The 25,009-nt window shown below is 70.2% G+C and carries 27 protein-coding genes and 1 pseudogene; 16 read left to right on the top strand and 12 right to left on the bottom strand.

Annotation, left to right across the window (positions count from 1 at the left end; all coding sequences use genetic code 11):
* Positions 1–66: 66 nt before the first annotated feature.
* Positions 67–555 carry a tRNA adenosine deaminase-associated protein gene (locus tag ACTOQ3_RS35380; RefSeq protein ID WP_440087828.1) on the bottom strand — a complete coding sequence of 163 codons (489 nt, stop codon included), beginning with the start codon at positions 553–555 and terminating at the stop codon, positions 67–69.
* A 16-nt stretch (positions 556–571) separates the two neighbouring features.
* A complete protein-coding gene (locus tag ACTOQ3_RS35375) occupies positions 572–1,087 on the bottom strand; it encodes a tRNA adenosine deaminase-associated protein (protein WP_440087891.1) in 516 nt (171 codons plus the stop codon).
* Positions 1,088–1,260: 173 nt separating this feature from the next.
* On the opposite strand from ACTOQ3_RS35375, the gene upp reads away from it, so the two are divergent.
* The 6 genes from upp (at position 1,261) to ACTOQ3_RS35345 (ending at position 5,506) form a co-directional block, all read left to right on the top strand.
* Positions 1,261–1,899, top strand: a complete 639-nt coding sequence (gene upp / locus ACTOQ3_RS35370; protein WP_440087827.1) for a uracil phosphoribosyltransferase — start codon at positions 1,261–1,263, stop codon at positions 1,897–1,899.
* A 194-nt stretch (positions 1,900–2,093) separates the two neighbouring features.
* Positions 2,094–2,324, top strand: coding sequence for a hypothetical protein (locus ACTOQ3_RS35365; protein ID WP_329087977.1), 231 nt, complete (start codon positions 2,094–2,096; stop codon positions 2,322–2,324).
* Positions 2,325–2,495: 171 nt separating this feature from the next.
* Complete coding sequence (locus ACTOQ3_RS35360; protein WP_362688081.1) at positions 2,496–2,654, top strand: hypothetical protein; 159 nt, start codon at positions 2,496–2,498, stop codon at positions 2,652–2,654.
* On the top strand, positions 2,651–3,181 hold the full coding sequence (locus ACTOQ3_RS35355; RefSeq protein WP_329087979.1) for a PH domain-containing protein: 531 nt from the start codon (positions 2,651–2,653) through the stop codon (positions 3,179–3,181). The genes ACTOQ3_RS35360 and ACTOQ3_RS35355 overlap by 4 nt, the downstream gene beginning before the upstream one ends.
* A 156-nt stretch (positions 3,182–3,337) precedes the next feature.
* Positions 3,338–4,696: a helix-turn-helix domain-containing protein gene (locus ACTOQ3_RS35350; RefSeq protein WP_440087826.1), complete on the top strand. Its 1,359-nt coding sequence runs from the start codon at positions 3,338–3,340 to the stop codon at positions 4,694–4,696.
* A gap of 108 nt (positions 4,697–4,804) precedes the next feature.
* On the top strand, positions 4,805–5,506 hold the full coding sequence (locus ACTOQ3_RS35345; RefSeq protein WP_344742921.1) for a FadR/GntR family transcriptional regulator: 702 nt from the start codon (positions 4,805–4,807) through the stop codon (positions 5,504–5,506).
* A 124-nt stretch (positions 5,507–5,630) separates the two neighbouring features.
* Here the strand turns inward: ACTOQ3_RS35345 and dnaN are convergent, their stop codons facing one another.
* From dnaN to ACTOQ3_RS35330, 3 genes are all read right to left on the bottom strand, one after another.
* Entirely contained in the window at positions 5,631–6,731 is a 1,101-nt protein-coding gene (gene dnaN / locus ACTOQ3_RS35340; protein WP_440087825.1) for a DNA polymerase III subunit beta, read from the bottom strand.
* A 118-nt stretch (positions 6,732–6,849) separates the two neighbouring features.
* A complete protein-coding gene (locus ACTOQ3_RS35335; protein ID WP_329093772.1) occupies positions 6,850–7,503 on the bottom strand; it encodes a response regulator transcription factor in 654 nt (217 codons plus the stop codon).
* 2 nt (positions 7,504–7,505) lie between these two features.
* Positions 7,506–9,041: a sensor histidine kinase gene (locus ACTOQ3_RS35330; RefSeq protein ID WP_440087824.1), complete on the bottom strand. Its 1,536-nt coding sequence runs from the start codon at positions 9,039–9,041 to the stop codon at positions 7,506–7,508.
* A 155-nt stretch (positions 9,042–9,196) separates the two neighbouring features.
* Between ACTOQ3_RS35330 and ACTOQ3_RS35325 the strand changes: the two genes are divergently transcribed.
* The 7 genes from ACTOQ3_RS35325 (at position 9,197) to ACTOQ3_RS35295 (ending at position 15,115) form a co-directional block, all read left to right on the top strand.
* The gene (locus tag ACTOQ3_RS35325; RefSeq protein WP_440087823.1) at positions 9,197–10,096 is read left to right on the top strand and encodes an ABC transporter ATP-binding protein; all 900 of its coding nucleotides are present in this window, start codon (positions 9,197–9,199) and stop codon (positions 10,094–10,096) included.
* Complete coding sequence (locus ACTOQ3_RS35320; protein WP_440087822.1) at positions 10,093–10,827, top strand: ABC transporter permease; 735 nt, start codon at positions 10,093–10,095, stop codon at positions 10,825–10,827. The genes ACTOQ3_RS35325 and ACTOQ3_RS35320 overlap by 4 nt, the downstream gene beginning before the upstream one ends.
* 105 nt (positions 10,828–10,932) lie before the next feature.
* A complete protein-coding gene (locus tag ACTOQ3_RS35315) occupies positions 10,933–11,514 on the top strand; it encodes a TetR/AcrR family transcriptional regulator (protein WP_440087821.1) in 582 nt (193 codons plus the stop codon).
* Positions 11,515–11,778: 264 nt separating this feature from the next.
* Positions 11,779–12,522 carry a phosphodiesterase gene (locus tag ACTOQ3_RS35310; RefSeq protein WP_440087820.1) on the top strand — a complete coding sequence of 248 codons (744 nt, stop codon included), beginning with the start codon at positions 11,779–11,781 and terminating at the stop codon, positions 12,520–12,522.
* A gap of 553 nt (positions 12,523–13,075) precedes the next feature.
* Positions 13,076–13,708, top strand: a complete 633-nt coding sequence (locus tag ACTOQ3_RS35305; protein ID WP_440087819.1) for a sigma-70 family RNA polymerase sigma factor — start codon at positions 13,076–13,078, stop codon at positions 13,706–13,708.
* Positions 13,705–14,427: an anti-sigma factor family protein gene (locus tag ACTOQ3_RS35300; protein ID WP_440087818.1), complete on the top strand. Its 723-nt coding sequence runs from the start codon at positions 13,705–13,707 to the stop codon at positions 14,425–14,427. The genes ACTOQ3_RS35305 and ACTOQ3_RS35300 overlap by 4 nt, the downstream gene beginning before the upstream one ends.
* Positions 14,428–14,584: 157 nt before the next feature.
* Positions 14,585–15,115: a CHRD domain-containing protein gene (locus ACTOQ3_RS35295; RefSeq protein WP_440087817.1), complete on the top strand. Its 531-nt coding sequence runs from the start codon at positions 14,585–14,587 to the stop codon at positions 15,113–15,115.
* A gap of 169 nt (positions 15,116–15,284) precedes the next feature.
* Here the strand turns inward: ACTOQ3_RS35295 and ACTOQ3_RS35290 are convergent, their stop codons facing one another.
* Positions 15,285–15,701, bottom strand: a complete 417-nt coding sequence (locus ACTOQ3_RS35290; protein ID WP_440087816.1) for a winged helix-turn-helix transcriptional regulator — start codon at positions 15,699–15,701, stop codon at positions 15,285–15,287.
* 95 nt (positions 15,702–15,796) lie between these two features.
* Between ACTOQ3_RS35290 and ACTOQ3_RS35285 the strand changes: the two genes are divergently transcribed.
* The 3 genes and pseudogenes from ACTOQ3_RS35285 to ACTOQ3_RS35275 form a co-directional block, all read left to right on the top strand.
* Positions 15,797–16,729: an NADP-dependent oxidoreductase gene (locus tag ACTOQ3_RS35285; RefSeq protein WP_440087815.1), complete on the top strand. Its 933-nt coding sequence runs from the start codon at positions 15,797–15,799 to the stop codon at positions 16,727–16,729.
* A gap of 278 nt (positions 16,730–17,007) precedes the next feature.
* Positions 17,008–19,305, top strand: a complete 2,298-nt coding sequence (locus tag ACTOQ3_RS35280; protein WP_440087814.1) for a catalase — start codon at positions 17,008–17,010, stop codon at positions 19,303–19,305.
* 121 nt (positions 19,306–19,426) lie between these two features.
* Positions 19,427–19,549, top strand: a pseudogene (locus ACTOQ3_RS35275) (hypothetical protein); the annotation flags it as partial.
* Here the strand turns inward: ACTOQ3_RS35275 and ACTOQ3_RS35270 are convergent.
* The 6 genes from ACTOQ3_RS35270 to ACTOQ3_RS35245 all read right to left on the bottom strand — a co-directional run bounded on the left by ACTOQ3_RS35270 (position 19,513) and on the right by ACTOQ3_RS35245 (position 24,713).
* Complete coding sequence (locus ACTOQ3_RS35270) at positions 19,513–20,637, bottom strand: glycosyltransferase (protein ID WP_440087813.1); 1,125 nt, start codon at positions 20,635–20,637, stop codon at positions 19,513–19,515. The pseudogene ACTOQ3_RS35275 and the gene ACTOQ3_RS35270 overlap by 37 nt on opposite strands.
* The gene (locus ACTOQ3_RS35265) at positions 20,634–21,638 is read right to left on the bottom strand and encodes an iron-containing redox enzyme family protein (RefSeq protein WP_440087812.1); all 1,005 of its coding nucleotides are present in this window, start codon (positions 21,636–21,638) and stop codon (positions 20,634–20,636) included. The genes ACTOQ3_RS35270 and ACTOQ3_RS35265 overlap by 4 nt, the downstream gene beginning before the upstream one ends.
* Before the next feature lie 308 nt (positions 21,639–21,946).
* Positions 21,947–22,486 (bottom strand): cysteine hydrolase family protein, encoded by a 540-nt coding sequence (locus ACTOQ3_RS35260; protein ID WP_440087811.1) that lies wholly within the window; start codon positions 22,484–22,486, stop codon positions 21,947–21,949.
* Positions 22,487–22,567: 81 nt separating this feature from the next.
* Complete coding sequence (locus tag ACTOQ3_RS35255) at positions 22,568–22,843, bottom strand: DUF2795 domain-containing protein (protein WP_440087810.1); 276 nt, start codon at positions 22,841–22,843, stop codon at positions 22,568–22,570.
* A 690-nt stretch (positions 22,844–23,533) separates the two neighbouring features.
* Positions 23,534–24,307: an ABC transporter permease gene (locus tag ACTOQ3_RS35250; protein ID WP_440087809.1), complete on the bottom strand. Its 774-nt coding sequence runs from the start codon at positions 24,305–24,307 to the stop codon at positions 23,534–23,536.
* Positions 24,300–24,713 carry a hypothetical protein gene (locus ACTOQ3_RS35245; RefSeq protein WP_440087808.1) on the bottom strand — a complete coding sequence of 138 codons (414 nt, stop codon included), beginning with the start codon at positions 24,711–24,713 and terminating at the stop codon, positions 24,300–24,302. The genes ACTOQ3_RS35250 and ACTOQ3_RS35245 overlap by 8 nt, the downstream gene beginning before the upstream one ends.
* Positions 24,714–25,009: the final 296 nt, after the last annotated feature.

Raw genomic sequence — 25,009 nt, 5'->3', positions numbered from 1 at the left:
TACGCCCACCGGCGCCGGGCCGTTCAGCGTGCATCCGCCGACATCGAGCTGGTCACGGCGCGTCCGTCAGCGCAGCCGGTCGAGCTCGTCGGCGAAGGCCAGCCGCTCGGCGATCACCGAGAGCGTGTCCGCGGGGAGGGCGCCCTCCTCCATGCTGAGCTCGATGAGCTCCTCGGAGCTCACCCCGAGGTCGTTCAGCAGCTCGAAGTCGCCCGCCGGCCGCACGCCCAGGTCCGGGGTGTCCTTGTCGACCGCCACCCCGGCGAGCTCGGTGAAGAGCTCACCCAGGTCGTCGGAGAGACCCGCGTGGGCGTCGGACAGGAACGTGCGCGGTTCCAGGTCGCCCTGATAGCGAACGATCGCGAACCACTCGTCCTCCACCTCCACGCACAACAGGGCCAGCTCGTCACCGGTGAGTCCCAGATGCTCCTGGACGGCGTCGCCGAGATCGTCGGCGATCTCCGCCTCGCTGAGGTCGACCTCCGCACCGTTCCAACCGTCCGTCGTACGGACGAAGGCGGCGGAGAACACACTGCTGGATGGTCTGGAGGGCATGGCCGATCTCCCGAGGTCAGCCGAACACAGAGTCGATGGCGCGTTCGAACGGCTCGGAGAACCCCAGCCGCGCGGCGATGCTTGAGAGGACGTCCTCGGGGAGGAGGTCGATATCCCCTGACAGGATGCCGAGCTCCATCTCGTCGAGGCCCAGGTCGGCGAAGATGGACAGGTCGCCCGCGGGGAGCGCCGTCTCCTCGTCCTGGAGGATCGCGTCGAGTTCGTCCTCGTCGGGAACCGGCACGTCCAGGTATTCCAGCGCCTGCTGCGCGAGCGGAAAATCCCAGGACGCGGCGATGTCGGAGAGGAACACCTCGACCCTCTCCCCGAACACCCGTAGCGCCACGAAGAACTCATCCCCAACGGCGACCAGGCCAATCGTGCCGTTCATGCTCGGCTGCTGGCGCAGGGCGTGGATGAGACCCTCGAGGTCGGAGGTGAGCGACACCGGGAGCATCTCCGCCTCCCAGCGGTCGTCCTCGCGGTAGATCACGATGGCAAAGTCCAGCGAGTCTTCGTCTGACATGGCCATCCCCACCGAATGCTTTCTCTACGGAGGTCAATGCTTTCAGAAGCGAAGCACCGACGTGGGCCTCTCCGACCAAATTGTGATCAAATCCGAGTGAGCGGGCGATGTCGAACAGGTGTGGCCCGTCTTCCCCCCGGCTCATCGCCGCCCACCGGCCCAGGATACCTTTGACCACCATGGAAACCCTGGTCGTCGACCATCCCCTGGTGGCCCACAAGCTGACCGCGCTGCGGGACGTGAACACCGACTCCCCCACTTTCCGGCGTCTCGCCGACGAGCTGGTGACCCTGCTGGCCTACGAGGCGACCAGGCAGGTCCGTGTCACCGAGTGGTCGGTGGAGACCCCGGTGGCTCCCGCCAGGGGCGTGCGGCTGGCGCACCCGTATCCGCTGGTGGTCCCGATCCTGCGCGCGGGGCTGGGGATGCTGGAGGGCATGACCCGGCTGCTGCCGACGGCCGAGGTGGGTTTCCTCGGGATGATCCGCAACGAGTCCACGCTGGAGGCGGAGACCTACGCCACCCGCCTGCCCGAGGACCTCTCGGGCCGCCAGGTCTACGTGGTCGACCCGATGCTGGCCACCGGCGGCACCCTCGCGGCCGCGATCCAGTTCCTCTTCGACCGGGGCGCCGACGACGTGACCGCGCTGTGCCTGCTGGCCGCGCCCGAGGGGATCGCCCACCTCGACGAGGCCTTCGCCGGCACCGGCAGGCCGATCCGCCTGGTGACCGCGGCCCTGGACGAGCGGCTGAACGAGAACGGCTACATCGTCCCCGGGCTGGGCGACGCGGGAGACCGCCTCTACGGCGTCGTCTGAAGCGCTCCCGGCATCCCCGTCCAGACGCCGAGGTTCCCGCCTCCGAGATTCCAGCACCATCCTTTTCCCTTAAAGGATGGTTCTTCTACCCACCGACCGTTACATAATGTGGTTCCCCGGGTACTAAGCGTGGCGAAGACATCTCTTCTGTGTCCCCGGTCCGCCGAGGCCGCGGGCGCACACCAGGGAGAACCATGAGCGAGCGAATCATCCCGGACACCGAGCCGGACCCGTACGCGGACTTCAGCGCCGCGCTCAGGGACGAGTTCTCGGAGATCCATCCGGCGACCACGGTGACCCGTTGCATAGAGGCGGCCCACTACGGAGCGCTGGAGGTCGTCGGCCACGCCCATCCGGCACTGGTCGAGCGGATCGCCCGCAAGCACCTCGAGGTCCTCGCGCTGGTCGCGAGCGAGCGCGGGTGACGCAGGCGGCGGACTGAGGGCGGGCGCGCCGGCGGAAAGTGCCCCGCGAGGACCTCGGACAGGATTCTCGCGACGCGCACGAGACCGAATCGGCCGATGCGCTTTACCTCGGCATGGCCCTGGGTAATGTATATGGCGGGTGCAGTGGGTGAGCGGTAGTAGGAGGCCAAGGTGCAGGTCAAAAAGGTGCTGACGTACGGCGCTGTCGGATTCGTGGCGTTTTTCCTGTTCACACGACCAGGTGACGCGGCCAACGCTGTGAAGGGTGCCATGGACACGGTTTACACGGCGGCCGATTCTCTGGCCCAATTCGTCTCACATCTGTCATGAGGCTCGTGACCCACGGGGACTCCGCTCCCTCGTCGGTCAACCGCTACCTGCTCCCCCACGAACACCAGGTCATCATGGTGCGGCGCCACCCGGCCGTGCTGCTTCGCGCGGTCGCCGAGGTCTTCGGCGGCCTGATCCTCGCCGGACTGCTGAGCAAGTGGTTCGGCGACCAGGGCGGCGGCGGCGCGCTCGTCGTCGTCTGGTGGGCCTGGCTGCTGTTGCTGATCCGCTTCGTCTGGAAGGTCGCCGAGTGGTCCGTCGACTACTTCGTCGTCACCTCCAAGCGAATGCTGCTCACCACGGGGCTCATCACCCGCAAGGTCGACATGATGCCGCTCGGCAAGGTCACCGACATGAGTTTCCAGCGCTCGATTCTCGGCCGCATGCTGGGCTACGGCGAGTTCGTCCTGGAGTCGGCCGGCCAGGACCAGGCCCTGTCGAGGGTCAATTACATTCCGTACCCGGAGACCCTCTATCTGGAGGTCTGCCAGATGCTCTTCCCCGGGGGTAACGATTCAGATGATTAGCGTCCTGTGTCCGCAATGGCACAGGAATCACGGATCCGCAGGGCATGAGGGCTGTTGACACTTTCCGGTGAAGATTTTTCACTCGGGGTTACCTGATTCGACCGCTTCATGCAATCATGGCGAGAACATTGACCATCCCCCGCCCTGAGAGATCAGATGCCGAGTCAGGGAACCATCGGTGACCGCGTCCGCGGACTGCGCCTGAGCAGGCGCATGTCCCAGGCCCAGCTCGCAGGGCCGGACCTTTCCGACAGCTACGTCTCCCTCATCGAGTCCGGCAAGCGGACCCCGACCCCCGTGGTCGCCCGCCTGCTGGCCGAGCGCCTGGGATGCACCACCGAGTTCCTGCTGCACGGGATCGAGCCGCGCCAGCGCATCGACACCGAACTCGGCCTGCGCCACGCGGAGCTGGAGCTCCTTCACGGGAATCCGTCCGTCGCGGCGGATCGCTTCGGCGAGATCGTCAAGGTCGCCGGCGAGGAGAACGCCATGCTGGCCGCGCACGCGCGGTTCGGCCGTGCCCGCGCCCTGGAGGTCCAGGGCAAGGTCGGCTCGGCGGTGAAGGCGTTCGAGCGCCTCCGCCGCGAGGCGGCCACCCATCCCGAGCGTCTGGCCGACCTGCCGCTGGCGGTGGCGCTGAGCCGCTGCTACCAGCGCGCCGGAGACATCCTTCGCGCCCGCGACCTGGCCGTCCACGCGCTCGGGGAGGTCAACCGGCTGCCCCTGGCGCAGGGAGAGATCGCCATCGAGCTGGCCGCCGCCCTGGTGGGGATCGGCGGCACCCGCGGGTCCGGTTCGCCGAGCATGTCCTACGTCCGCAACATCCTGTCGGTCAACGGCGTTCCCGCCGTGGTCAACCGCACCGCGGAGATCCACGCCCTCTGGCAGGCGAGCATCACCGCCGCCGACGGCGAGGACTCGGCGCTGGCCGTCCGCCTCGCCGACGACGCGATCGCGACCGGCCGCCCGGCGCGGATGGCCTCGCAGCTCGCCCTCATCGCGACGGACTGGGCCCGTCTCGCCGCCGGCGGTGACGAGCCGCTCGACGAGGCCCGCGAGCTCGCGACCGCCGCGAGCGAGGTCTTCGCCGTGTTCCCCGAGCACGTCCACGAGTACGTCAGGAGTCTCGTCGTACGCGCCCACGTCCAGCTGGGGGCCGGAGACGCGCTGGGCGCCATCGCCCTGGCCGGTACCGCCCTCGACACGCTGGGCGACCAGGCGGGCGCCGTCGGGGCCGGCGTGCAGCTGGTTCTCGCCCGTGCCGCGCTCACCCGCGGCCAGGACGACGCCGCCACGACGGCCCTGAACGCCGCCAGGCAGATGCTGAGCGGCGTCCGGCACGAGCTTTCCGGTCCCGACCGGGAGGCCGCGCGGACCTGGCGTGACCTGGGAGACCTGTATGGCCAGGTCGGTGTGGTCGACGAGCAGACCAGTGCGTATCGTAGGGCTCTTGAGACTGCCGGAGTGCGCGATGCGATGGTGGGCATGACAGTCGATTCGGCTCTGGTCCGTTAAGACGGTCCCACTTCTGGAGTTCCAGATTTGTTTTTGCACCTCCGGAATAACTAGGGTCTACCAGTCATTGATTCGTAGGATGATTGGTTTCTCCGGAGGAGGCGGACGGTGAGTCTGCGTACGGCGCAGCGAGCATCCCTCGTCGACCAAGTGATCGATCAACTCAAGGAGCAGATCACTTCTAACTCCTGGCAGATGCACGCGAAGATTCCTACTGAGACCGTGCTCGCCGAGCAGCTCGGGGTGGGGCGCAACACCGTGCGCGAGGCGGTGCGTGCCCTCACACACGCCGGGTTGCTGGAATGTCGCCAGGGCGACGGGACGTACGTCCGTGCCACGAGCGAGCTCTCCGGGGCCATGCTGCGGCGGCTGCGCACCGCCGAGCAGCTCGAGATCCTGGAGGTGCGGCGCGCGCTGGAGGTGGAGGCCGCCAGACTGGCCGCCACCCGGCGCACCGACGCCGACATCACCGGGATCGAGGCGGCGCTGGCCGAGCGGGAGCGGGCCTGGGAGAGGGGAGAGCCCGACGCGTTCGTCGAGGCCGACCTCGCCTTCCACATGGCGGTCGTCCGCGCCACCCACAACCTCGTGCTGATCGATCTCTACGAGGACTTCTCGGCGGCGCTGCGCGCCAGCATCACCGCCGCGGGCACCTCACTGAACAGCACCCTGAACAGCACGTACATCCCGCACGAGGCGATCGCCCGCGCGATCGCCGTCGGTGACGCCGCCGCCGCCGAGCGCGCGGGTCACGCGTGCATGGAGCACATCCTGATCGCCCTGACGGAGGAGCAGGAGCTCTCTCTCTGACCCTGTCCTCCTTCGCCTTCTCATGATGTGGGCCCCCTCACCGCCGGTGAGGGGGCCCACATCGTGAGAAGCGCCGTCCTGGGCACGGCGGCGGGCGTGGCCTCGCGCCCCGGGCATCGGGCGATCAGGTCAGGCGCAGGGACATCACGAGGTAGCGGAAGGAGGGGGCGGCGTCGCCGGGAACCTCCGTGATGAGGGCCGGGCGGCTCGGCGACTCCATGTTGAGCCGGACGAGCTCGGTCTCGACCCCGCTCAGGCCGTCGAGCAGGAACTGGGACTGGAAGGCGATCTGGATGTCGGCGCCGGACAGCTCGGCGTCGACGACCTCGGTGCCCCGGCCGATGTCACCGCCGCCCGCCTGGATGAGGACCTGCCCCTGGACGAAGGAGAGCCGGATCGCGGTGTGGCGCTCGGCGACCAGCGCCACCCGCTTGATCGCGTCGATGAACGGCGCCACCGGCAGGTCGGCCCGGATCGACCAGTCGCCGGTCAGCCGCGAGCGGTAGTCGATGAACTGCTCGTCGAGCAGGCGGACCGTGGTGGCCCGGCCGACGCTCTCGAAACCGGCCACGCCGTCGCCCAGCGCCACCGACACCTCGCCGCCGCGCAGCGACCTGGCCACGTCGACGAGCACCCGCGCGGGCACCATCGCGGCGGCCGTGGCACCGGCCGCCTCGGGACGCCAGCCGAACTCCCTGGCCGCGATGCGGTAGCGGTCGGTGGCGGCCATGGTCACGTCTTCGCCGGAGATGTCGATCCGGACGCCGGTCAGCATGGGAAGGCTCTCGTCGCGGCTGGCGGCCGGAGCCACCTGGCCGACCGCGCTCGCGAAGACCACGCCGCCGACCGCGCCGATCTTCGGCGGCATCTCGGGGAGGGAGGGGAAGTCCTCGACCGGCATGGTCAGCAGGCCGAACTCCGCGCTGCCGCAGGTGAGAATCGCTTCGGAGCCGCTGGTGAGGACCTCCACCACCTCGCCGGTCAGGCTGCGGGTGATCTCCGCGAGGATCCGGCCCGGGATCAGCACCCGGCCGGGCTCCGCCACGACCGCGTCGATCGAGACACGGGCGGAGACGTCGTAGTCGAAGGCCGACAGCACGAGGTCTCCGTCGTCGGCCTCCAGGAGCAGACCGGAGAGCACGGGAATGGCCGGCCGGTTCGGCAGCACCCGGGCCACCCAGGCCACCGCGTCGGCCAGGACATCACGGTTAACCCGGAACTTCACCTGATCATCCCTTCGTCCCGAACGGCACTCCCACACGCGGAAGCCGTACTTCAACAGCACGTTATCCGCTGAGACCGACAGAACCGCTACCCGGTCGGGGAAAAGGGAACGGGGAGCCTCAGCCGCGGGCGGCGTTGAGGTAGGTCAGGACGGCGAGCACGCGGCGGTTGTCGTCGTCGGAGGGGGCGAGGTCGAGCTTGGCGAAGATGCTGGCCGTGTGCTTGCCGACCGCGCTCTCGCTGAGGAACAGGCGCTGGGAGATGGCCGCGTTGGATCGGCCCTCGGCCATCAGCTCCAGCACCTCGCGCTCGCGCGGGGTCAGCGCGCCGAGCGGCTGGTGCCGGGCGGTGCTGGCCAGCAACTTGGCGATCACCTCGGGGTCCATCGCGGTGCCCCCCGCGGCGACCCGCCGGACCGCGTCGACGAACTGCTCGGCGTTGAAGACCCGGTCCTTGAGGAGGTAGCCGATCGCCCCCGAGCCGTCGGCCAGGAGCTCTCGCGCGTACAGCTGCTCGACGTGCTGGGACAGCACGAGCACCGGCAGGCCGGGGACGGCCCGGCGCGCCGCCAGCGCGGCCTGGAGCCCCTCGTCGGTGAACGTGGGCGGCAGGCGCACGTCGACCACCGCCACGTCGGGCCGCAACCCGGTCAGCGCCCCCAGCAGCTCGGGTCCCGACTCCACGGCGGCCACCACCTCGAAGTCGTGTGCCTGGAGCAGGTGGACCAGGCCGTCCCGCAGGAGGTACAGGTCTTCGGCGATGACGACTCTCAGGCTCACCGGCCCAACCATAGGCGGACCGGCAGGACCTCCGCCAGCCGCTGCTGGCGGGCGTGCATGACGGGGATGAGCATGCCCGCGGCGTACATGGACAGGCCCAGGAGGATGTTGAAGACGATCAGCGGCCACTGCAGGGCCTCGGGCAGGTAGAGCGCGAGGAACCAGCTGCGGTTGTCGGTGTCGATGAGCTTCATGATCATCGTCACCAGTCCCTGCGGGAAGAGCGGGAGCCAGCCGATCCCCCAGCAGACCCCGACGATGGCGGCCTTGCCGCGGGGCAGGGACGGCTTGCAGTCCGGCCCCTTCTCGCTCAGAAGGGCGTAGGGCAGGTCGAACGTGGCCGTGGTCGGGCCGCCCCGCGGGCTGCTGACCGCGAGCACCCCGTCGAAGGCCGCCAGCCTGCGCTCGATACCGCGCAGACCGCTGCCCAGGGACGGGTCGGCGCCCCCCGAGCCGTCGTCGGTGACGACCACGCGCAGCGCGTGGTCGTTGCTGCTGATGTCGATCCACACCCGCTCGGCGCCGCCGTGGCGGGCCGCGTTGGTGAGGAGCTCGCTGATCGAGAAGTAGGCGGCCGACTCCACGGGCGAGTCGGGGCGGATGTCCAGGTCCACGGTGACCGTGACCTTCAGCGGGCTGTCCAGCGCCAGGGCGCGCACGGCGTCGCCGAGGCCGCGCTCGGCCAGGACCGGCGGGTGGATGCCCTTGACGAGGTCGCGCAGCTCGACGAGCGCCGTGGAGGAGGCCTCCCTGACCTTGGCGAGCAGTGCCTTGGCCGCGGCGGGGTCCTTGTCCATCAGCTCCTCGACCGCGCCGAGCGTCATGCCCATCGCGACGAGCCTCGCCTGCGCCCCGTCGTGCAGGTCGCGCTCGATCCGCCGCAGCTCGGAGGCCTGGGAGTCGACCGTCGCCAGCCGTGCCTGGTCGAGTCGCTGGATCCGCGCCGCGAGCACGGACCTGTCCGTGGGAGACAGCAGTTGCTGGTTCCACCACGCGTACCCCCGCAGCAGGAGCGGCGTCGCGGCCAGCGCGACGGCCGAGGCGCATCCCAGAACCAGGGGCAGCGCCGCGGGGGCCGCGGACCACGCCGCCAGGACGGCGCATCCGGCCAGGGTGAGGGGCAGCAGCGGGAGGGCGCAGACGACCACCGGGTTGAGGTAGAGCCAGAGCCCGTCCCGCCAGGTGGCCGGGTCGCCGACGATCCACTTCCAGCGGTTGTTCCAGTCGGGCCACCGCGGCGTCTTGTAGAGCTGGCGCTCGTGGCGGTACCAGCCGTCGGGCTGGGGCCGTGTCGGCAGCGGCGGAGGCAGGTAGGGCACCGGCACGGCGGTCCCGAGCCACGTGCCGTTCAGCCTCCTGGCGAGCGCGGTGCGGTGCCTGATCAGCTGGGCCGCCGGAGGGAACATGAAGACCATCCCCAGGCCGAACGCCAGCACGAAAGCGGCCAGGGTCACGACGACCAGGACCGTGTCCAGCAGCGCCATCGCTCCCAGGGCCAGTGCCCTGCCGACCGTCACCGCGTACGTCTTCATGGGTCAAGTGTCGGTGATCCGGCCGGGCGTGCCCAGTGGTGGCGAGTGCCGTGAGGGGGTGGAGGTAGCCACACCTCCCTCGGGTGCCTGGCCCGTCCCCGCCGGGGGTGTAGACGGATTCTCCGGGCGCGGCGCGGCTCGTAGCGTCGGTGAGCATGAAGGTCATCGAGGTCAGCAACCTCCGCAAGCAGTACCGCGACCAGCTGGCGGTGGACGACGTCTCGTTCACCGTGGAAGAGGGCGAGATCTTCGGCGTTCTCGGCCCCAACGGCGCCGGCAAGACGACCACCGTGGAGTGCGTCGCCGGCCTGCGCGTCCCCGACTCCGGCACCGTCAGCGTGCTCGGAGGTCTGCACCGCGCCGAGCTCAAGGAACAGCTGGGGGTCCAGCTGCAGAGCTCCACGCTGCCGGAGAAGCTCAAGGTGCGGGAGGCGCTCGACCTGTACGCCTCCTTCTACCGGTCCCCGGCGAACTGGGGGGAGCTGCTGGAGCGCGTCGGGCTCGCCGACAAGCGCGACACCCCCTACGGCAAGCTCTCCGGTGGCCAGCAGCAGCGGCTCTCGATCGCGCTGGCGCTGATCGGCAACCCCCGCGTGGCGATCCTGGACGAGCTCACCACCGGCCTGGACCCCCAGGCCCGCCGCGACACCTGGGAGCTCATCGAGCGGGTCCGCGAGGACGGTGTGACGATCCTGCTCGTCACCCACTTCATGGAGGAGGCCGAGCGGCTCTGCGACCGGCTCGCGCTGATCGACTCCGGCCGGGTGGTCGCGATGGACAGCCCGTCCGGCCTGATCGCCCGGGTCGGCGGGCGGCAGACCATCAGGTTCCGGCCGTCCGGACCGCTCGACGACTCCCGGCTCGAAGCCCTGCCCGAGGTCACCGGGGTGAGCCGCAGCGGCGGGCAGGTCGCGGTCACCGGCACCGGCAACCTGCTCCTCGCGGTCACGACCGTCCTCTCCGCCATGGGTGTCGTGCCCACCGACCTGCGCATGGAGCAGGCGACCCTCGACGACGCCTTCCTCAACCTCACCGGAAAGAAGATCTCCTCATGAACAAGATGCTCCTGACCGAGGCCAAGCTCTTCCTGCGGGATCCGGGCGGCCCGATCTTCTCGATAATGCTGCCTCTCGTCCTCCTGCTCGCGCTCGGGCAGATCCCCACCCACCAGAAGGCGATCCCCGAAATGGGTGGGGAGCGGATCATCGACACCCAGCTGCCCGCCATGATGGTGATCCTGGCGGTGGTGACGATGGCGCTGACCGTCCTGCCGGCGACGCTGGTGACCTACCGGGAGAGCGGCGTGCTGCGCCGGATGTCCACCACCCCGGTCAACCCGGTCCGGCTGCTGGTCGCCCAGCTCGCCAACAACCTCGCGACGGCGATCGTCGCCACCCTCCTCCTGATCGGCCTGGGCTATCTCGTCCTCGGCTCGGTCCCGCCCAAGAGCCCGCTCGCCTTCGCGGGGGTGTTCGTGCTCGGCACGGCGTCGATGCTGGGCCTGGGGTTGCTGATCGCCGCGTTGGCGCCCAACGCGAAGGTGGCGCCGGGCATCGGCTCGCTGCTGATGTTCCCGCTGATGTTCATGGCGGGGATGTGGATCCCCCGGGACCTCATGCCCGACCTGGTGCAGCGGATCGGGGACTTCCTGCCGATGGCGCCGTTCGCCGACGCGCTCCGTGACACGTGGGCCGGGCAGGCTCCGCAGCCGCTGCACCTGGTGGTGATGGCGGTGACCGTGCTGGTCACGGTCGGACTGGCCACGCGGCTCTTCCGTTGGGAGTAGCCGGTGGGTACGGCCTCCGATCCGCTGTGGCCCGTCTCTTACCAGGGGCAGAGACGGGCCACAGCTTGTTTGACCGATCATTCTGGATTGTTCTACGTTTCCTTCATGGTGCGGACGAAGGAGTTCGATCCGGACGCCGCCCTCCGGGCGGCGCTCGACCTGTTCTGGGAGCGCGGCTACGAGGCGACGTCGATGAGCGACCTGGTGGAGCGCCTGGGAATCGGCCGGGCCAGCCTGTACGCCACGTTCGGTGGCAAGCACGAGCTCTACCTCCGGGCGCTGCGGCGCTACCGGGAGATCCGCCGCCCGTTGTACATGGAGACGCTCTCGCGTCCGGGACCCGCGCTTCCCGCCGTACGGGAGTTGGTGGAGGGCTACGTCCGCGACTCCGTCGGGGACGCGGGGCGGCGGGGCTGCATGATCGGGAACGCGGCGGCGGAGATGCTCCCCGGCGACGAGCAGGTGGCCCGGTGCGTGGACGGCGAGTGGACCGCGCTGGAGACCGCGCTGGCGTCGGCGCTGATCCGGGCGCGGGCGCAGGGGGAGCTGCCCGCCGACCGCGACCCGCGGGCGCTGGCGGGCTTCCTGCTGGTCTTCCTCCAGGGGTTGCGGCTCACGGCCAAGGGGACGTCGGACCCGGTACGGCTGCGTGACGCTGCCGCTCAGGCACTCACCATTCTGGACTGATCGATCTACTATGAAGACGTCATGAAATTTCAGGACAAGGTGGTTCTGGTGACCCGGGGGCGGCACGGGCATCGGCAGGGCCGTTCCACCGCCTGACCCGGCGCCCCCCGATACGGCGTGCACCCGGCCGCCCGGCGTCGCCGTCCGACTCGCGTCGTCCCCCGTTCCGCCGGCTCTCTCACACCGGCTTTCCTCGCCCGGTGCGTTCCCGGCCTCCGTTCCGGATGCCCGGCGACAGGAAGCCGGATATGTCACTCTTGATTGATGCTGATCCTGGCGCACGTAAGTGACGTCCACATCGACGGTTCCCCCCGCAGCATCGACAGGACCCGATCCGTCATGCGGCACCTGGAGAACCTGCCCGGCCCCCTGGACGCGGTCATGGTGACCGGCGACATCGCCGACAACGGCCTGATCGAGGAGTACGAGATCGCGCGCGAGCTGCTGACCACGCGCCATCCGACGATCATCTGCCCGGGTAACCACGACGTCCGTTCGGCGTTCCGCAAGGCGCTGCTCGACCTCGACGAGGACGGCGACGGGCCGATCAACCAGGTCCTCAGGCTCGACGGGCTCACCGTCGTGCTGTGCGACTCCAGCGTCCCCGGGCGGCCGGAGGGCTTCCTGGAGGACGAGACGGTCACCTGGTTGAACGGCGTGCTCGCCGAGACCCCGGACACCCCGGTCATCGTCGGCATGCACCACCCGCCGGTGTCGCTGGGCACCCCGTACGTGGACTCGATCCGGCTGCGGAACCCGGAGCGGCTGGAGGCGGTCGTGCGGCGGCACCCGCAGGTGGTGGCCGTCATCACCGGTCACGCCCACACCGCGGCGAGCACCACCTTCGCGGGTCTGCCGCTGTCGGTCGCCCCGGGGGTCATCTCCACGCTGCGGCTCAACCAGGAGCTCGACGCCCCGGTCCCCGTCGACTACGACCTGCCGCCGCAGATCGCCATGCACGTCTTCGACGGCGGCCGCCTCATCACCCACGTCCGCCCGGTCCTGTGACATCGCCGCGGCCCGCCCTCACGGCGTGCCGCGGCCCGAGCGGCACGCCGCACGAGACCGGCCACCCGATGTCCGCACGACCGGCCCCGCCCCCGTCCCGCACGCCGCATGACGACCGGCGGGCGCCGCACCCCGTACCGGAAGGCCGCACGACGATCTGTCGCGCCCCGTACGAAGGCCGGTCCCGCACTCCGTACCCGCCGTGTCCGGCCGGGAGGCCCCATGGTGGCTCACCGGTTCGAAGAGATGCCTTTGCCGGGAATTAACCGATTTTTCCTCTTATGAGAGGCTAGTTCGGCTAATAATCGAAAATCCACGCGATCCGTTGAACCTCCTGGGATCCGGCGCCGTACTGCCTGCCGACACCGGAAATCGTCCGGCGGCCGACCCCCGGAGGGCACAGCGTGATCGTGAACGCCCTGCGGCGGCCCGCTCCAGCGGGCACCGCCGTGATCGCGGAACCGCCGTCCGGCATCCGCGCCCACGATGAGGCAGGCGATACCGCCCCGTGCACCCGTCACGATCCCCCGGCGCGAACCGCGGGGCGCGCGTGATGACGCGGCAGGACGCCTGCCCCTCCCCGCCGGCCGATTTCTCCGGAGAGAACCTCGACGTGAAAGCCTCTTCCTGGCCCGGTGACCGGCGGAACCGGTCCCGCCATCTGCGACCGGTCGACGCCCCCGACGACGAGCTGATCGTCGCGGAGCTGTACCGGGTGTACCACCGGCCGCTGCTCTCCTTCGTCGTACGGCTCACCCGCGGCGACGTGCAGTGGGCCGAGGACGTGGTGCAGGAGACCATGGTCCGGGCGTGGCGCAGCGCGGACCGGTTCGACGCCGACGCGTCGTCCCTGATGCCTTGGCTTGCGACGGTCGCCAGACATATCGTGATCGACGACCAACGCCGTAAGGACGCGCGCCCCCACGAGGCGGGTGAGGGACCACTGGAGAGTGTGCTCATGCCCGATCAGATGGAAGATCTTTTGCGACAGGTCGTCGTGTCGGACGCGCTCGACTCGCTGTCTCCCGCCCACCGCGAGATCCTCAAAGAGACGGTCCTGCGTGACCGGTCGGTGAACGAGGCCGCCGAGACGCTCGGCATCCCGGTGGGCACGGTGAAGTCGAGGGCGTACTACGCCCTCCGCGCGCTGCGCGTCGCCCTTGAGGAGAGAGGGGTGACGGCATGACCTCGCAGGTGGAGCACACCGACGTGGGCGCGTACGCCCTGGGCATCCTCGAAGAGCCCGACCGGACGGCTTTCTCGGACCACCTGGCCGCGTGCCCGTCCTGCACCGCCGAGCTTCAGGAGCTGTCCGGGGTGGCGGGCGCCCTCTCCGGCATCGGACCCCTAGGAGACGAGCACGACGACGCCGATGCCGGCGACCGGGGTCCCGCCGAGGTGGTCAACCTGCTGCGCCGCCGCAAGGCGGCCGACCGGCGCGCCCGCAGGGGCACGTTCGTGATCGGCGCCGCCGCGGCCGTCACCCTGGTCGCCGGCGGGATCGCGGTGGGCACCTCGATCTCCGGCGAGAGCGGGAGCGTCCCCGTCGGCCACTCCGCGCACGGCCCCGCCGAGGACGCCTACCGGTCCGGCACGCCGCTCACGGGCACGGGCGCCTCCGGTGTCACCGGCGGCCTGGTGCTGGAGACGAAGGGCTGGGGCACCCACGCCGCCCTGGAGCTCAGGGGCGTCAAGGGGCCGCTGGAGTGCGAGCTGGTCGCGGTCTCCCGGAGCGGCGAGCGGCGCGTGGTCACCGGATGGGCGGTGCCCGAGCGGGGCTACGGGGTGGCCGGCTCTCCCGAACCGCTCTACGTGCACGGCGGGGTCGCCTGGGGGCCGGCCGGGATCGACCGCTTCGAGGTACGCACGACCGGCGGCGACACGCTGCTCACCGTCATGGTCTGAGCGGGGCATCCTAGCCCTTCCCCGGAACGGGAGCGCCTTTCTGGAGCCGTTTCCTCATGTGCTTTTTTACGTATTTGAAGATTGAACCGTATGTGGCCGTGGCGCCGTACAACCGGCAGAAGAACGCAGCAGCCCCTACAGCTACAAGAGGTTCACGATGTCCAAGCGCACCCTCACCGTCTCCGGCGTGGCCATCGCCGCGGCCCTGCTCGCCTCGGCTCTCGCCCCGGCCGCGCAGGCCGCGCAGGCCGGCACAGCCTCGGCCACGCAGTCCGATACCGCGAGCACAGCGGACGCCTACTTCGCGGGCACCCTGCTCGGTAAGAACGAGGTGCCGGTCAGCGGCGGTCCCGCCGTCGGCGACAAGGACGGCAAGGCCATCGCCATCGTCCGCATCCGCGGCAACGAGGTCTCCTACGCCGTACGGTGGGAGGGGACGGCCACCCCCACCGCGTTCCACATCCACCAGGGCAAGGCCGGTAAGAACGGCGACGTGAAGGTCGGCTTCTTCATGGAGGCCCTGCCGGGCGGCAGCAAGGCCATCCTCGGCAGCGTCAAGATCAACGACGGCGGCCTGCTGTCCGGGATCAAGAAGAACCCGAAGAACTGGTACACCAACCTGCACACCACCGAGTTCGGCGGCGGCGCGGTGCGCGGCCAGCTCTACCGGTCCGGCAGCGGCTGGTAGAACGACGTCCGGGGATCACGCGGCGGTCGTGAGCGTCCGGACGCGGAGGGGATCCACGGCGGCCACGAGCCACCCGTGACCCCGGAGACGACGGCGCCCGCCGCCCGGAACACGATTCCGGGCGGCGGGCGCCGTCGCGCGTGGCGGCCGATGACGCGCTCGGGTCCGCTCAGCCCACCTGGACGGGCCTGGGTTCCTCGGCCGCGCGGAGGTCGTAGAGCTCGCGAGCGGCCATGATCTCGGCCACGTGCTTCTCCGACCAGCTCTTGACGCCCTCCATCAGCGTGACCACGCTCCGTCCCAGTGCGCTGAGCTCGTACTCCACCCGGGGCGGGATCGTCGGGTAGACGGTGCGGGTCACCATCCCGTCGCGTTCCATGTTCCGCAGCGTCTGGGTGAGGCTCTTCTGGGTGATCCCGTCGATCCTGCGGCGGAGCACGCCGAACCGGATCGGGCCGTCCCGCAGGGCGTCCACCAGCAGGCACGTCCACTTGTTGGCGATCGCCTCCAGGACTTTCCGCGAGCCGCACTCCCGAAGGTACGCGTTCGCGGCGCCGTGCTCTCGCAGGCCAGAAGTAGTTTCCATAAGGTACCTATATCTCCAAAAGGTGCCTTCTTTCAATGAGATACCGGCGTCGCCGACGATTGATCCCGAAGAACTTCCCTTCAGAGGAGATCACGATGCGCGTCATCACCCAGTCCGCCGTCGGCGACCCTTCCGTGCTCGGTGTCGCCGAGGTCGACCGGCCGGAGCCGGATCACGGGCAGGTCCTGATCAAGGTCAGGGCCGCCGGGGTCAACCCGGTCGACGGAGCGGTCCGCTCCGGCCTCTTCCCGCTGCTCGGCCCGCCGCCCTTCACCCTCGGCTGGGACGTCGCGGGCACGGTCGAGTCCACCGGGCCCGGCGTGTCCGCGTTCGCCCCCGGTGACGAGGTGCTGGGCCTGCTCGCCTTTCCCTGCGCCGGCAACGCCTACGCCGACTACGTGCTCGCCTCGCCCAACGAGATCGTCCACCGGCCCGCCGCGCTGTCCGTGGAGCAGGCGGGAGGGCTCCCGCTGGCCGGGCTGACCGCCTGGCAGGCGCTGGTCGGCATCGCCCGTGTCGCCGAGGGACAGCGGGTTCTCGTGCACGCCGCCGGAGGAGGGGTCGGTCACCTCGCCGTCCAGGTCGCCGCGTCTTTCGGGGCGCACGTCACCGGTACCGCTCGAACCGCCAAGCACGACCTCCTGCGCGAGCTCGGCGCGGACACCCTGGTCGATCACACCACTGCGGACTTCGTCGCGGAGACCGCACCGGTGGACGTGGTGCTCGATCTGGTGGGCGGCGAGTACGGGGAACGTTCCGCCGCCGCGCTCAAGCCCGGCGGCCTGCTCGTCGGAGCGCTGGGGGGCAACCTCGGCATCACGCGTGAACGCGCGGCCGAGTTGGGCGTACGGCTGGCGGTGGTGAGCGTGCGCCCCTCGGCGGCCGACCTGTCACGGCTGACGGCCCTGGCGGAGTCGGGCCGGCTCAGGGTCCACCTGGATCAGGTGCTGCCGCTGGCCGAGGTGGCCAAGGCACACGAGCTCCTGTCGACCCGCCGCACCACCGGGAAGATCGTCCTGATCCCCTGAGCCGCGGCGACCAGGTGGCCCCGCGGAGTCTTCCCACAGACGTGACCGCGGTCGAGCCGGGCGGTGTGGGCCTCGCCTTTCTCGCGGTGATCCACCGATGGGCGGACGGGGCGGGTGCCGGCCGATCCGTCGATTCAGACGCGAACACCGGGGTAGAGCGTAGCGCTGCTGGTTGCGGGGGCTCTGACCTGCGTCATCAGCGCGCGTTGCGCACAGGCGGATTCGGTTCTCGGTGGCGGCGGGTGCTTCGCCACCGTCACGATCTAGGGGGATAAACGATGGAAGAGTCCCACCCGGTGAAGGAAACGGTCGGCAAGATCGTTGACGCGGTGGCCGACGCGGTGGCCGGCGGCGAGCCGTCCGGCGTGATCCCCGGCCGGCCGGGCGGCGAGACACCGTCGCTGCGGGAGCCGACCGAGCCTCGGGCGCCCCTGCCCCCCAAGCCCGACCAGAGCGGGCCGGAGGCGTTCTCCCCGACCGGGCAGCCCACCGACGTGCCGGCGGCGGCGCGGGCACAGGGCGGGGCGTACCTGACGACCGCTCAGGGCGCACGGCTGCCCGACACCGACCACTCGCTCAAGGCCGGTCCTCGGGGTCCGGTGTTGCTGCAGGATCACCATCTGCGCGAGAAGATCATGCATTTCGATCACGAGCGCATCCCCGAGCGCGTCGTGCACGCCCGTGGGGCCGCCGCGCACGGCGTCTTTCGCGCGTACGGCACCGCCTCGACGGTGACCAAGGCGGCCTTCCTCGCCAAGGACGTCGAGACCCCGGTCTTCGTGCGGTTCTCGACCGTGCTCGGATCACGGGGGTCGGCCGACACGGTGCGTGACACCCGGGGGTTCGCGACGAAGTTCTACACCGGTGAGGGCGTCTTCGACCTGGTGGGCAACAACATCCCGGTGTTCTTCATCCAGGACGCCATCAAGTTCCCCGACATCATCCACGCGGCCAAGCCGCACCCGGATCGGGAGATTCCCCAGGCCCAGAGCGCGCACGACACGTTCTGGGACTTCGTCTCCCTCCACACCGAGGCCACCCACCACACGCTGTGGAACATGTCCGACCGCGGCATTCCCCGCTCCTACCGGACGATGGAGGGCTTCGGCGTCCACACCTTCCGGCTCGTCGACGCCGAAGGGGCGACGTCGCTGGTGAAGTTCCACTGGAAGCCCACGGCCGGGGTGCACTCGCTGGTGTGGGAGGAGGCGCAGCTGATCAACGGCGCGGATCCGGACTTCCACCGCCGTGATCTGGCCGACGCGATCGAGGCGGGCGCCTATCCGCAGTGGGAGCTGGGCATCCAGGTCTTCCCCGACACCCCCGAGCAGACCTTCGAGGGCATCGACCTGCTGGACGCCACGAAGATCGTGCCCGAGGAACTGGCGCCGGTCCAGCCGATCGGCCTGCTCACCCTCAACGCCAACCCGACCAACTACTTCGCCGAGACCGAGCAGGTCGCCTTCCACCCCGGTCACCTGGTGCCCGGCATCGACGTCACCGACGACCCGCTGCTCGCGGGGCGGCTGTTCTCGTACCTGGACACTCAGATCAGCCGGTTGGGGGGCCCCAACTTCGGGCAGATCCCGATCAATCGCACGCACGCCCCGGTCAACGACATGCTGCGTGACGGCTTCCACCAGACGGCGGTGCACGCCGGTGCCGCCCCGTACAAGCCCAACTCCCTGGACGGCGGCTGTCCCTTCTTCGCGGGGCAGCAGGAGGGCGGCTACCGGGAGACGCCCGTGCAGGTGCCGGCGGCGAGCAAGGTGCGTGAGGCTCCGGCGTCGTTCGCCGACCACTTCAGCCAGCCCCGCCGGTTCTGGCTGAGCCTGACCCCGCTGGAGCGCGAGCACGTCATCGCCGCGTACACCTTCGAGCTCGGCAAGGTCTACGAGCAGCCGATCAAGGAACGTACCCTGCGGGTGCTGGCCGAGATCGACCCCTACCTGTGCGCGCAGGTGGCCGAGGGGCTGGGCCTGCCGGTTCCGGCGCCGGCGGGCCCGCTGCCGTCGGTCGAGCCCAGCCCCGCGCTCTCCCAGCTCGGGCGGACCTGGCCCGTCACCGGCCGGGTCATCGGCATCGTCGCCGGCGAGAACAGCGATCTGGAAGCGGTCCGCGCCGTCCGCCGGGCCGTCCTGGACGGCGGCATGGTGCCGCTGGTCATCGCACCGGCGGGCGGCCTGCTCGGAGCGGGCGGCGACGATCCCGTCCCCGTGCAGCGCACGTTCGCCACCGCCCGGTCCGTCGAGTTCGACGCCGTGGTGCTGGCCGGTGCGCCCGCGCCGGGCAAGGACGCCTACGGCGCCCGGGACGCCAAGGCCGGCAACGGCGTGCCCGCCACCGCGGGCGTCGACCCGCGGGTGCTGCTGATGCTCGGCGAGGCGTTCCGCCACGCCAAGCCGCTCGGCGGGTGGGGGGACGCCGGCCAGGCACTCGCCGCCGCGGGAATCGACACCGCCGCACCCGGCGTACTCGTCGCCGACGGCGGCGAGGCGGTGCTGGAGGAGATCGTCCGGCTGCTGGGGCGGCACCGGGTCTGGGACCGCTTCCCCGCCGCGGCCGACATCGTCTGACCCCTGCTGATCCACTGTCCGGCTCGGGTCCCGGCCTCGGAAAGAAGGGCCGGGGCCCGAGCCGGACTGCGAGGGAGGCGATCGGTGTTTTTTCGCGGACGTGTCGGGCACAAGCCCTCATATGGCGCCAAAAATGGATGATTCGGTCAGCATCACCCCGTGTGAGGATGGGCCGCTACTGATCCGGGGGCCGTTCACCCTGCTCACTCAGGACGGGACCGTCATCGATCCCGGCCGGGCGACGGTGGCGCTGTGCCGCTGCGGCCGATCCTCGGCCAAGCCGTTTTGTGACGGCTCGCACAAGCGGTCCGGTTTCCGGGCCGCGAGCGAGCCCGACGCGGTGGCCTGAGCTCGCGTTCTGAGCCGGCGGGACGAGTGCGCGGCGAGCGATATCCGGCGCCCGGCATAGAAGATCCCGCCGCGCAGGAACCGGGCCGCCAGGGCCGGCCAGCTGCAGACGGCCCGCTCCAGCAGCCACACCGGGGCGAACAGGGTGGTGGTGAAGGGAAAGACCCGCCGCCCGCCCGCGCGGCGGCGGCCGAGCTCGGCCAGGCCCATCGCCATCCCCGCACCGGCCAGGACCGGCCCCGGGCGCCGCCGCAGCAGCGCGGCGGCCAGCGCGGGCACGATGGCGAGAAAGAACGCCATGCGGGCCGGTTGCGCGAGGTCGTCGTAGGCCTGCCGCACCCGCTGGGACCAGAAGTGGCGCGGATCGGGCGGCAGGCGGCGGACGTAGAGATCGAGGGGGCGCTCCTCGCGGCCGCCGTGAGCACGGACGGTGCGGATGAGTTCGAGGTTCTCGAACATCACGTTCCCGTCGTAGCCGCCCATCGCCAGGAAGGTCGAGCGGCGCACCCCGAACGTACCGGGGTAGTCGGCGCCGAACCCGCGGTTGAGCAGGGTGCGGGCGCTGTCCCAGCGAGCATGCCACGGCATCGGGTCGAAGTGGTTTTGCGGGCGGACCAGGTCCGCTCTTCCCAGCAGGGCGTCGAGGCGGGCCAGTTCGCTCTCGCCGTAGCGGACGTCGTCGTCGGCGATGATCACGTGCTCGGCACGGGCCAGGCGCATCCCGGTGATCACTCCGTTGACCTTGCCGTTGGCGAAGTCGAGGTCGCCGTCGGGTCGTACGTGCAGCGCGAGGCCGTCCCAGCGGGCGGCGTGCCGGGCGAACAGCCCGGCCGGGGAGTTGTCGACGACGATGACACGGACACTGGAGCGCAGCCGGCGCAGGTAGGCGGTCAGCTCCGCCAGCCCGGCGTCGTCACTCCAGCGCAGCGGCAGCACGTAGTCCATGTCGAGATCCGTCTCCCGGCCCGTGTCCAGGCCTGTCACCGGGTCCCTGCCATCAGGTCCGCCTCGCGCAGTGAGGAGACGCCGCACCGCCAGCTGTCCATGACGTGCTCGGCGAAGAGCCGGTCCAGGGCCAGGGCGCAGGCCGCGCCGTACAGGACGTCGCCGGCCCGCGAGGGGTGCTGCGCCACGAAGCCGCCGCACATGTCGTGCGCCGCCACCTGCTCGTGAACGGCGTCGGCCTGCACGTGCTCGTCGTAGAAACGCCGCGCCGTCTCGTCCCCGCCCAGCCTGCGCAGGCCCAGGGAGTAGCGGTGGTTGGGCGCCGAGGAGGTCATCTCGAACGCCGCCAGGTGGCCCAGCAGCGCTCCGAGGTGACGCCGGTGCAGCCCGAACAGCGACATGGTGTTGGAGATCGCCAGCGTGATCGCCGGGACCCGATCCAGGTAGGCGCCGTAGGAGTCGTCCAGGTCCAGCCCGCGCATGGTGGCTCGGAACAGCTCCGAATGCATCCGCTCGACGCGCCCGCCGCCGTACTCGTCGGCCTGGATCTCCACCAGCGCCGCCTTGGGACGGCCGCTCAGCCGGGGAATCGCCCAGGTGTGCGGGTCGGCCTCCTTGAGGTGGTAGATCGACCGGTGCGTGACGAACTCGCGGAACTGCTCCAGGTCGGCCTGCCTGGCCAGGAACGCCGACAGGCGGGGCCCCTCGTCGGCGGCCACCAGCTCGGCCAGGGCGCGCCGCATGGGCACACCCGGCATGAGCGGCGGACGCGGCACGGCCCGCGCCAGGCCCTCCTCCCATCGCCGCTCCAGCGCCTTCCTGGCCGCCAGCAGCGACGGCTCCCACTCCCACTCCTGCCGCACCTCCTCGAAGCCCTGGTAGTGCAGTTCGTAGCAGGCGAAGAGCGCCAGCTGGAGATCCTCACCCTCGACGGCCGGCCCTCCGGCCGGTACCGGTGGCGGATCGAAGGTGTGCGGCGGGCGCCTCAGCCGTTCGAAGAGCGCGGCGGTGAGAGGGCCTCGGGGCGTGGGAAGCTGCATCACGATCTCCCATGGCGACGAAAGGCTCAGGTGAAGGACTCGGGGAGAAACTCGGCGGTCTCATCTTCCGGAAGGGCGTCTCGCCATGAGGTCGCGTCGCCGGTTCGCTCCCAACCCGATGGAGGTGCATGCCACGGTGACGGCGCGACCGTCGGTGCCGATGTAGCCATATACGGTCATATATGGACTTATCGAACACGCGTACCATACGCCCCTGATGCCCTCGTCTTTCCCGCACTAACCTCCCGGCCGTACGCATGGTGAGAAAAATCGTGATCGACAACGAGAGACGGCTTGAACGCGGCCTGTCATCCCAGGCACCGGTCTGCGGGCAGGAGGTCGGCGCGCATGTTGCGCTCCATCATCCGCAGTGACGCCTCGGCGAGGTCGGGATGGATGTGGGCCACGCAGTCGGAGGCCACCCGGACGGAGAACTCGCGCACGTAGGCGTCCAGCGCGCTGTAGAGCACGCACTGCTCGGTGACCTGGCCGGCCAGCACGACGGTGTCGATCTCCTCGCGGCGCAGCAGGTACTCCAGCGGCGTGCCGAAGAACGCGCTGTGGCGCACCTTGGGCAGGAAGGCGCAGTCGTCCGGGGGAAGCACCGGCTCGACCAGGTCGGGGCGCCGGCCCTCCAGGGCGCGCCGCCGCAGGTCCTCGGTCGTGGCGGTGAAGTCGCCGTGGTTGTCGTTGACGACTATCAGCCGGGCGTCTCGATGCCGGTGGGCGCGCCGCATCAGCCCCGCCAGGGGCTCCACGATCTGCTCGACGCTCTTTTCCAGGGTGTCGGCGTCCTCGTGGTCGTAGGGATTCAGCATGTCCACCACGATCACCGCAACAGCACCCATACCCCTCACCCCTCGCCCCTCATGATCGGGCCGCGGGTGATCACGGCCACCTGTACGGGAAACCGTGATCACCCGCGGGTCTCAGCCCTGTCCCGTCTCTTCCTTGCCGTAACCGAGCGTCTGCGCCACCTCCGCCAGGGTGGCGAAGGTCTGCTCCGGCAGTGACCGCACCGCCTCGAGCACCGCGTCGGGCGCGCCCTGCTCCTCGGCTCGGGCCAGCAAGGCGGCACGGTCGGCGGGAAAGACGCCGGCGCCGCTGATCCACCGGGCCAGCTCGCTGCGGGCCTCCACACCCTGCGGGCCGATGCCCTGCGGCGTGCCGGGCTCATGGCCGGGCGGCCGCGATGTCGATGTCATGTGTTCTCCCTCGATGTGACCACAGAGCTCGTTCTTTGCCTCAGATCTCGCAGATAGGGAGCCGAGCCCCGGGTGAGCCTCTCGTGCCGGTGTCGCTCCCCCAGGTGCGCCACGACCTCTCGGGCCACGACGCCTCGCTTCCACCCGCGAGTTTTCTGCCTGCGAGCGGGCCCTTACCCGCTCCCCGGTGGACAAACATCCACGTGAGTGGCACAGACCCGCCGATCCGGCGGGCGCGGCGAAGACGTGGAGGGCGGAGGGAAGGGAGAACAAGGAGAACAAGGAGAACAGGGCCGGGCGGCGGCCGGGTGAGCTCCAACCGGGACTCGTGGATCACCGAACCGCGGGCGGTGGCCCAGCCGCGGGAAACGAGAACCCGCGTCACGCCTGCAGGGTCCGGGATTCGGTGAGCATCGGCTCCTGCGGAAACACCAAAAATCCGGAGAACGTGAGCACCCGGATGTTCCAGGCCGATGAGCAATCGGCCTGGTTTGAGCCTCGGCTCTGGTTACTTAGCGTGTGCTTCCAGGAGCCTCAGAAGGAGGGGTCCAGTAGGAACAGAACGGTAGGCCTGGCTTGGTGTCACATTCGTTGACGTGATCATCGTGAGTCGGTGTATTGCCAGGCACAGCGAGCGGAGTTCGAAAGCCGGCGGCCGTGTTCTGTCGCGCGTGTCGGTGGTGTCGGCTGTCAGCGGTGGTGGTCGGCTCTGCGCCACCATGCCGTGGTGGCGAGCACGCCCGTGGCTCCGACCGCGAGGACCAGCAGGAAGCCGATCGGGCCGGGCCGGTCCTGGTCGGGGCCGGCGATTCCGGCGTACAGGCCGGGAACCGACCAGGGGAAGTGGTGGCCGAAGCCGAGGGCGGCGATGACCTGGGCGCAAAACAGTGCGGCGAACATGGCGCCCACGGCGGCCAGGTAGCCGCGTCCCAGGCTGGCGGCCAGGGACAGCGGGGTGGTGAGCAGGGCGGTCAGCGCGGCGGTGACCAGGAGGCGACCGATCCCTTCCAGGGCGATCTGGGCCGACCAGTCGGGCAGGGTGAGCAGTGCGCCGATCAGCACGCCGAACGCGGCCACCTGCACGGCCAGGAGCATCGCCCATCCGGCGGCGAGGATGAATTTGGCGCCCACGATGGCGGTGCGGGAGGTGGGCAGGGCGAGCAGGTCTTTGGCGGTGTGGTCGCTGAACTCGCGACCGAACAGCCAGATGGCGATCATCCCGTAGATCAGGAATCCGCCCACGCCGACTGCCTGGGCCAGCAGGGCCAGGTAGCCGGGCCAGTCGGCGACGGCGCCGGACAGCTGGGCCTTGCCGCCCAGGAGCCCGAGGGCGCGGGCGGGGTCGGCCAGGATGAACATGAACAACCCGCAGACCAGTGCGGCGAGGGTGAAGGCCAGGGCGGTAAGCCAAGGCAGGCGACTGCGTCGCGCTTTGAGCAGCTCGGCCCACAGCGCCTCACGCATTGTCGGCTCCGACCATGCGCAGGAAGTAGGCCTCCAGATCCTCTTCCTGCACGAGGAGCTTGGTGGGGGGCACGCCGGCCTCGACCAGCACGGTGGCCACCTCTTCGGGCCGGGCCACAGCGCGTTCGCCGGTGAGGACGAGCCCCGCGCCGCGGTCGTGAGCGGCCTCGTAGCCGCGGGCGTGCAGGACCGCGTGGGCTGTGGTGTCGTCGCGGGTGGTCACGGTCAGGCGGCGGCGCAGGCGCTCGTCCAGGGCGGCGGTGTGGAGTTCCTGGATCAGGCGGCCCTGGTGAATGATGCCCACGCGGGTGGCCAGGCGCGCGACCTCGGCCAGCAGGTGGCTGGACAAGAACACCGTGACGCCGTGTTCGCGGGCCAGGCCGGCCAGCAGGGTACGGATCTCCACGACGCCGGCGGGGTCCAGGCCGTTGACGGGCTCGTCTCCGCCGGCTCGACCCGCAAGGAGATCTCGTCGACCGCGAGCACCCGGCCGTAGCGTTTGGTCAGGCCAGCCGCCTCGATGGTGGACACCGGCCCACCCTCTCTCGAATCGGCGATCATTGATAAGGTCCGTCGAAGGTGCGCCGGGAAGTCTGGTCGGTAGTTCTGTCGCCGATCCCGGAATGGCCCTCATGCGTGCTCGTGACCTGCTCGTCGATTTTCCCACCGTCACCCTCGGCACCTCCGTGCTGGACGCGGCCC

Source organism: Streptosporangium sp. LJ11, from assembly GCF_051918945.1.
Classification (GTDB): domain Bacteria; phylum Actinomycetota; class Actinomycetes; order Streptosporangiales; family Streptosporangiaceae; genus Streptosporangium.
The sequence above is the reverse complement of the archived record's forward strand: the minus strand, read 5'-3'. Positions and strand labels throughout refer to the sequence as shown.

Bases quoted from the DNA above. Each gene is read 5' to 3' on its own strand.
- ACTOQ3_RS35315 (WP_440087821.1), top strand. From the start codon at position 10,933: ATGGTGCGGACGAAGGAGTTCGATCCGGACGCCGCCCTCCGGGCGGCG.
- ACTOQ3_RS35255 (WP_440087810.1), bottom strand. From the start codon at position 22,843: ATGACATCGACATCGCGGCCGCCCGGCCATGAGCCCGGCACGCCGCAG.
- ACTOQ3_RS35265 (WP_440087812.1), bottom strand. From the start codon at position 21,638: ATGCAGCTTCCCACGCCCCGAGGCCCTCTCACCGCCGCGCTCTTCGAA.
- ACTOQ3_RS35380 (WP_440087828.1), bottom strand. From the start codon at position 555: ATGCCCTCCAGACCATCCAGCAGTGTGTTCTCCGCCGCCTTCGTCCGT.
- ACTOQ3_RS35330 (WP_440087824.1), bottom strand. From the start codon at position 9,041: ATGAAGACGTACGCGGTGACGGTCGGCAGGGCACTGGCCCTGGGAGCG.
- ACTOQ3_RS35350 (WP_440087826.1), top strand. From the start codon at position 3,338: ATGCCGAGTCAGGGAACCATCGGTGACCGCGTCCGCGGACTGCGCCTG.
- ACTOQ3_RS35320 (WP_440087822.1), top strand. From the start codon at position 10,093: ATGAACAAGATGCTCCTGACCGAGGCCAAGCTCTTCCTGCGGGATCCG.
- ACTOQ3_RS35325 (WP_440087823.1), top strand. From the start codon at position 9,197: ATGAAGGTCATCGAGGTCAGCAACCTCCGCAAGCAGTACCGCGACCAG.
- ACTOQ3_RS35355 (WP_329087979.1), top strand. From the start codon at position 2,651: ATGAGGCTCGTGACCCACGGGGACTCCGCTCCCTCGTCGGTCAACCGC.
- ACTOQ3_RS35285 (WP_440087815.1), top strand. From the start codon at position 15,797: ATGCGCGTCATCACCCAGTCCGCCGTCGGCGACCCTTCCGTGCTCGGT.
- ACTOQ3_RS35280 (WP_440087814.1), top strand. From the start codon at position 17,008: ATGGAAGAGTCCCACCCGGTGAAGGAAACGGTCGGCAAGATCGTTGAC.
- upp (WP_440087827.1), top strand. From the start codon at position 1,261: ATGGAAACCCTGGTCGTCGACCATCCCCTGGTGGCCCACAAGCTGACC.
- ACTOQ3_RS35310 (WP_440087820.1), top strand. From the start codon at position 11,779: ATGCTGATCCTGGCGCACGTAAGTGACGTCCACATCGACGGTTCCCCC.
- ACTOQ3_RS35250 (WP_440087809.1), bottom strand. From the start codon at position 24,307: ATGCGTGAGGCGCTGTGGGCCGAGCTGCTCAAAGCGCGACGCAGTCGC.
- ACTOQ3_RS35300 (WP_440087818.1), top strand. From the start codon at position 13,705: ATGACCTCGCAGGTGGAGCACACCGACGTGGGCGCGTACGCCCTGGGC.
- ACTOQ3_RS35365 (WP_329087977.1), top strand. From the start codon at position 2,094: ATGAGCGAGCGAATCATCCCGGACACCGAGCCGGACCCGTACGCGGAC.
- ACTOQ3_RS35295 (WP_440087817.1), top strand. From the start codon at position 14,585: ATGTCCAAGCGCACCCTCACCGTCTCCGGCGTGGCCATCGCCGCGGCC.
- ACTOQ3_RS35260 (WP_440087811.1), bottom strand. From the start codon at position 22,486: ATGGGTGCTGTTGCGGTGATCGTGGTGGACATGCTGAATCCCTACGAC.
- ACTOQ3_RS35290 (WP_440087816.1), bottom strand. From the start codon at position 15,701: ATGGAAACTACTTCTGGCCTGCGAGAGCACGGCGCCGCGAACGCGTAC.
- ACTOQ3_RS35375 (WP_440087891.1), bottom strand. From the start codon at position 1,087: ATGGCCATGTCAGACGAAGACTCGCTGGACTTTGCCATCGTGATCTAC.
- ACTOQ3_RS35305 (WP_440087819.1), top strand. From the start codon at position 13,076: ATGACGCGGCAGGACGCCTGCCCCTCCCCGCCGGCCGATTTCTCCGGA.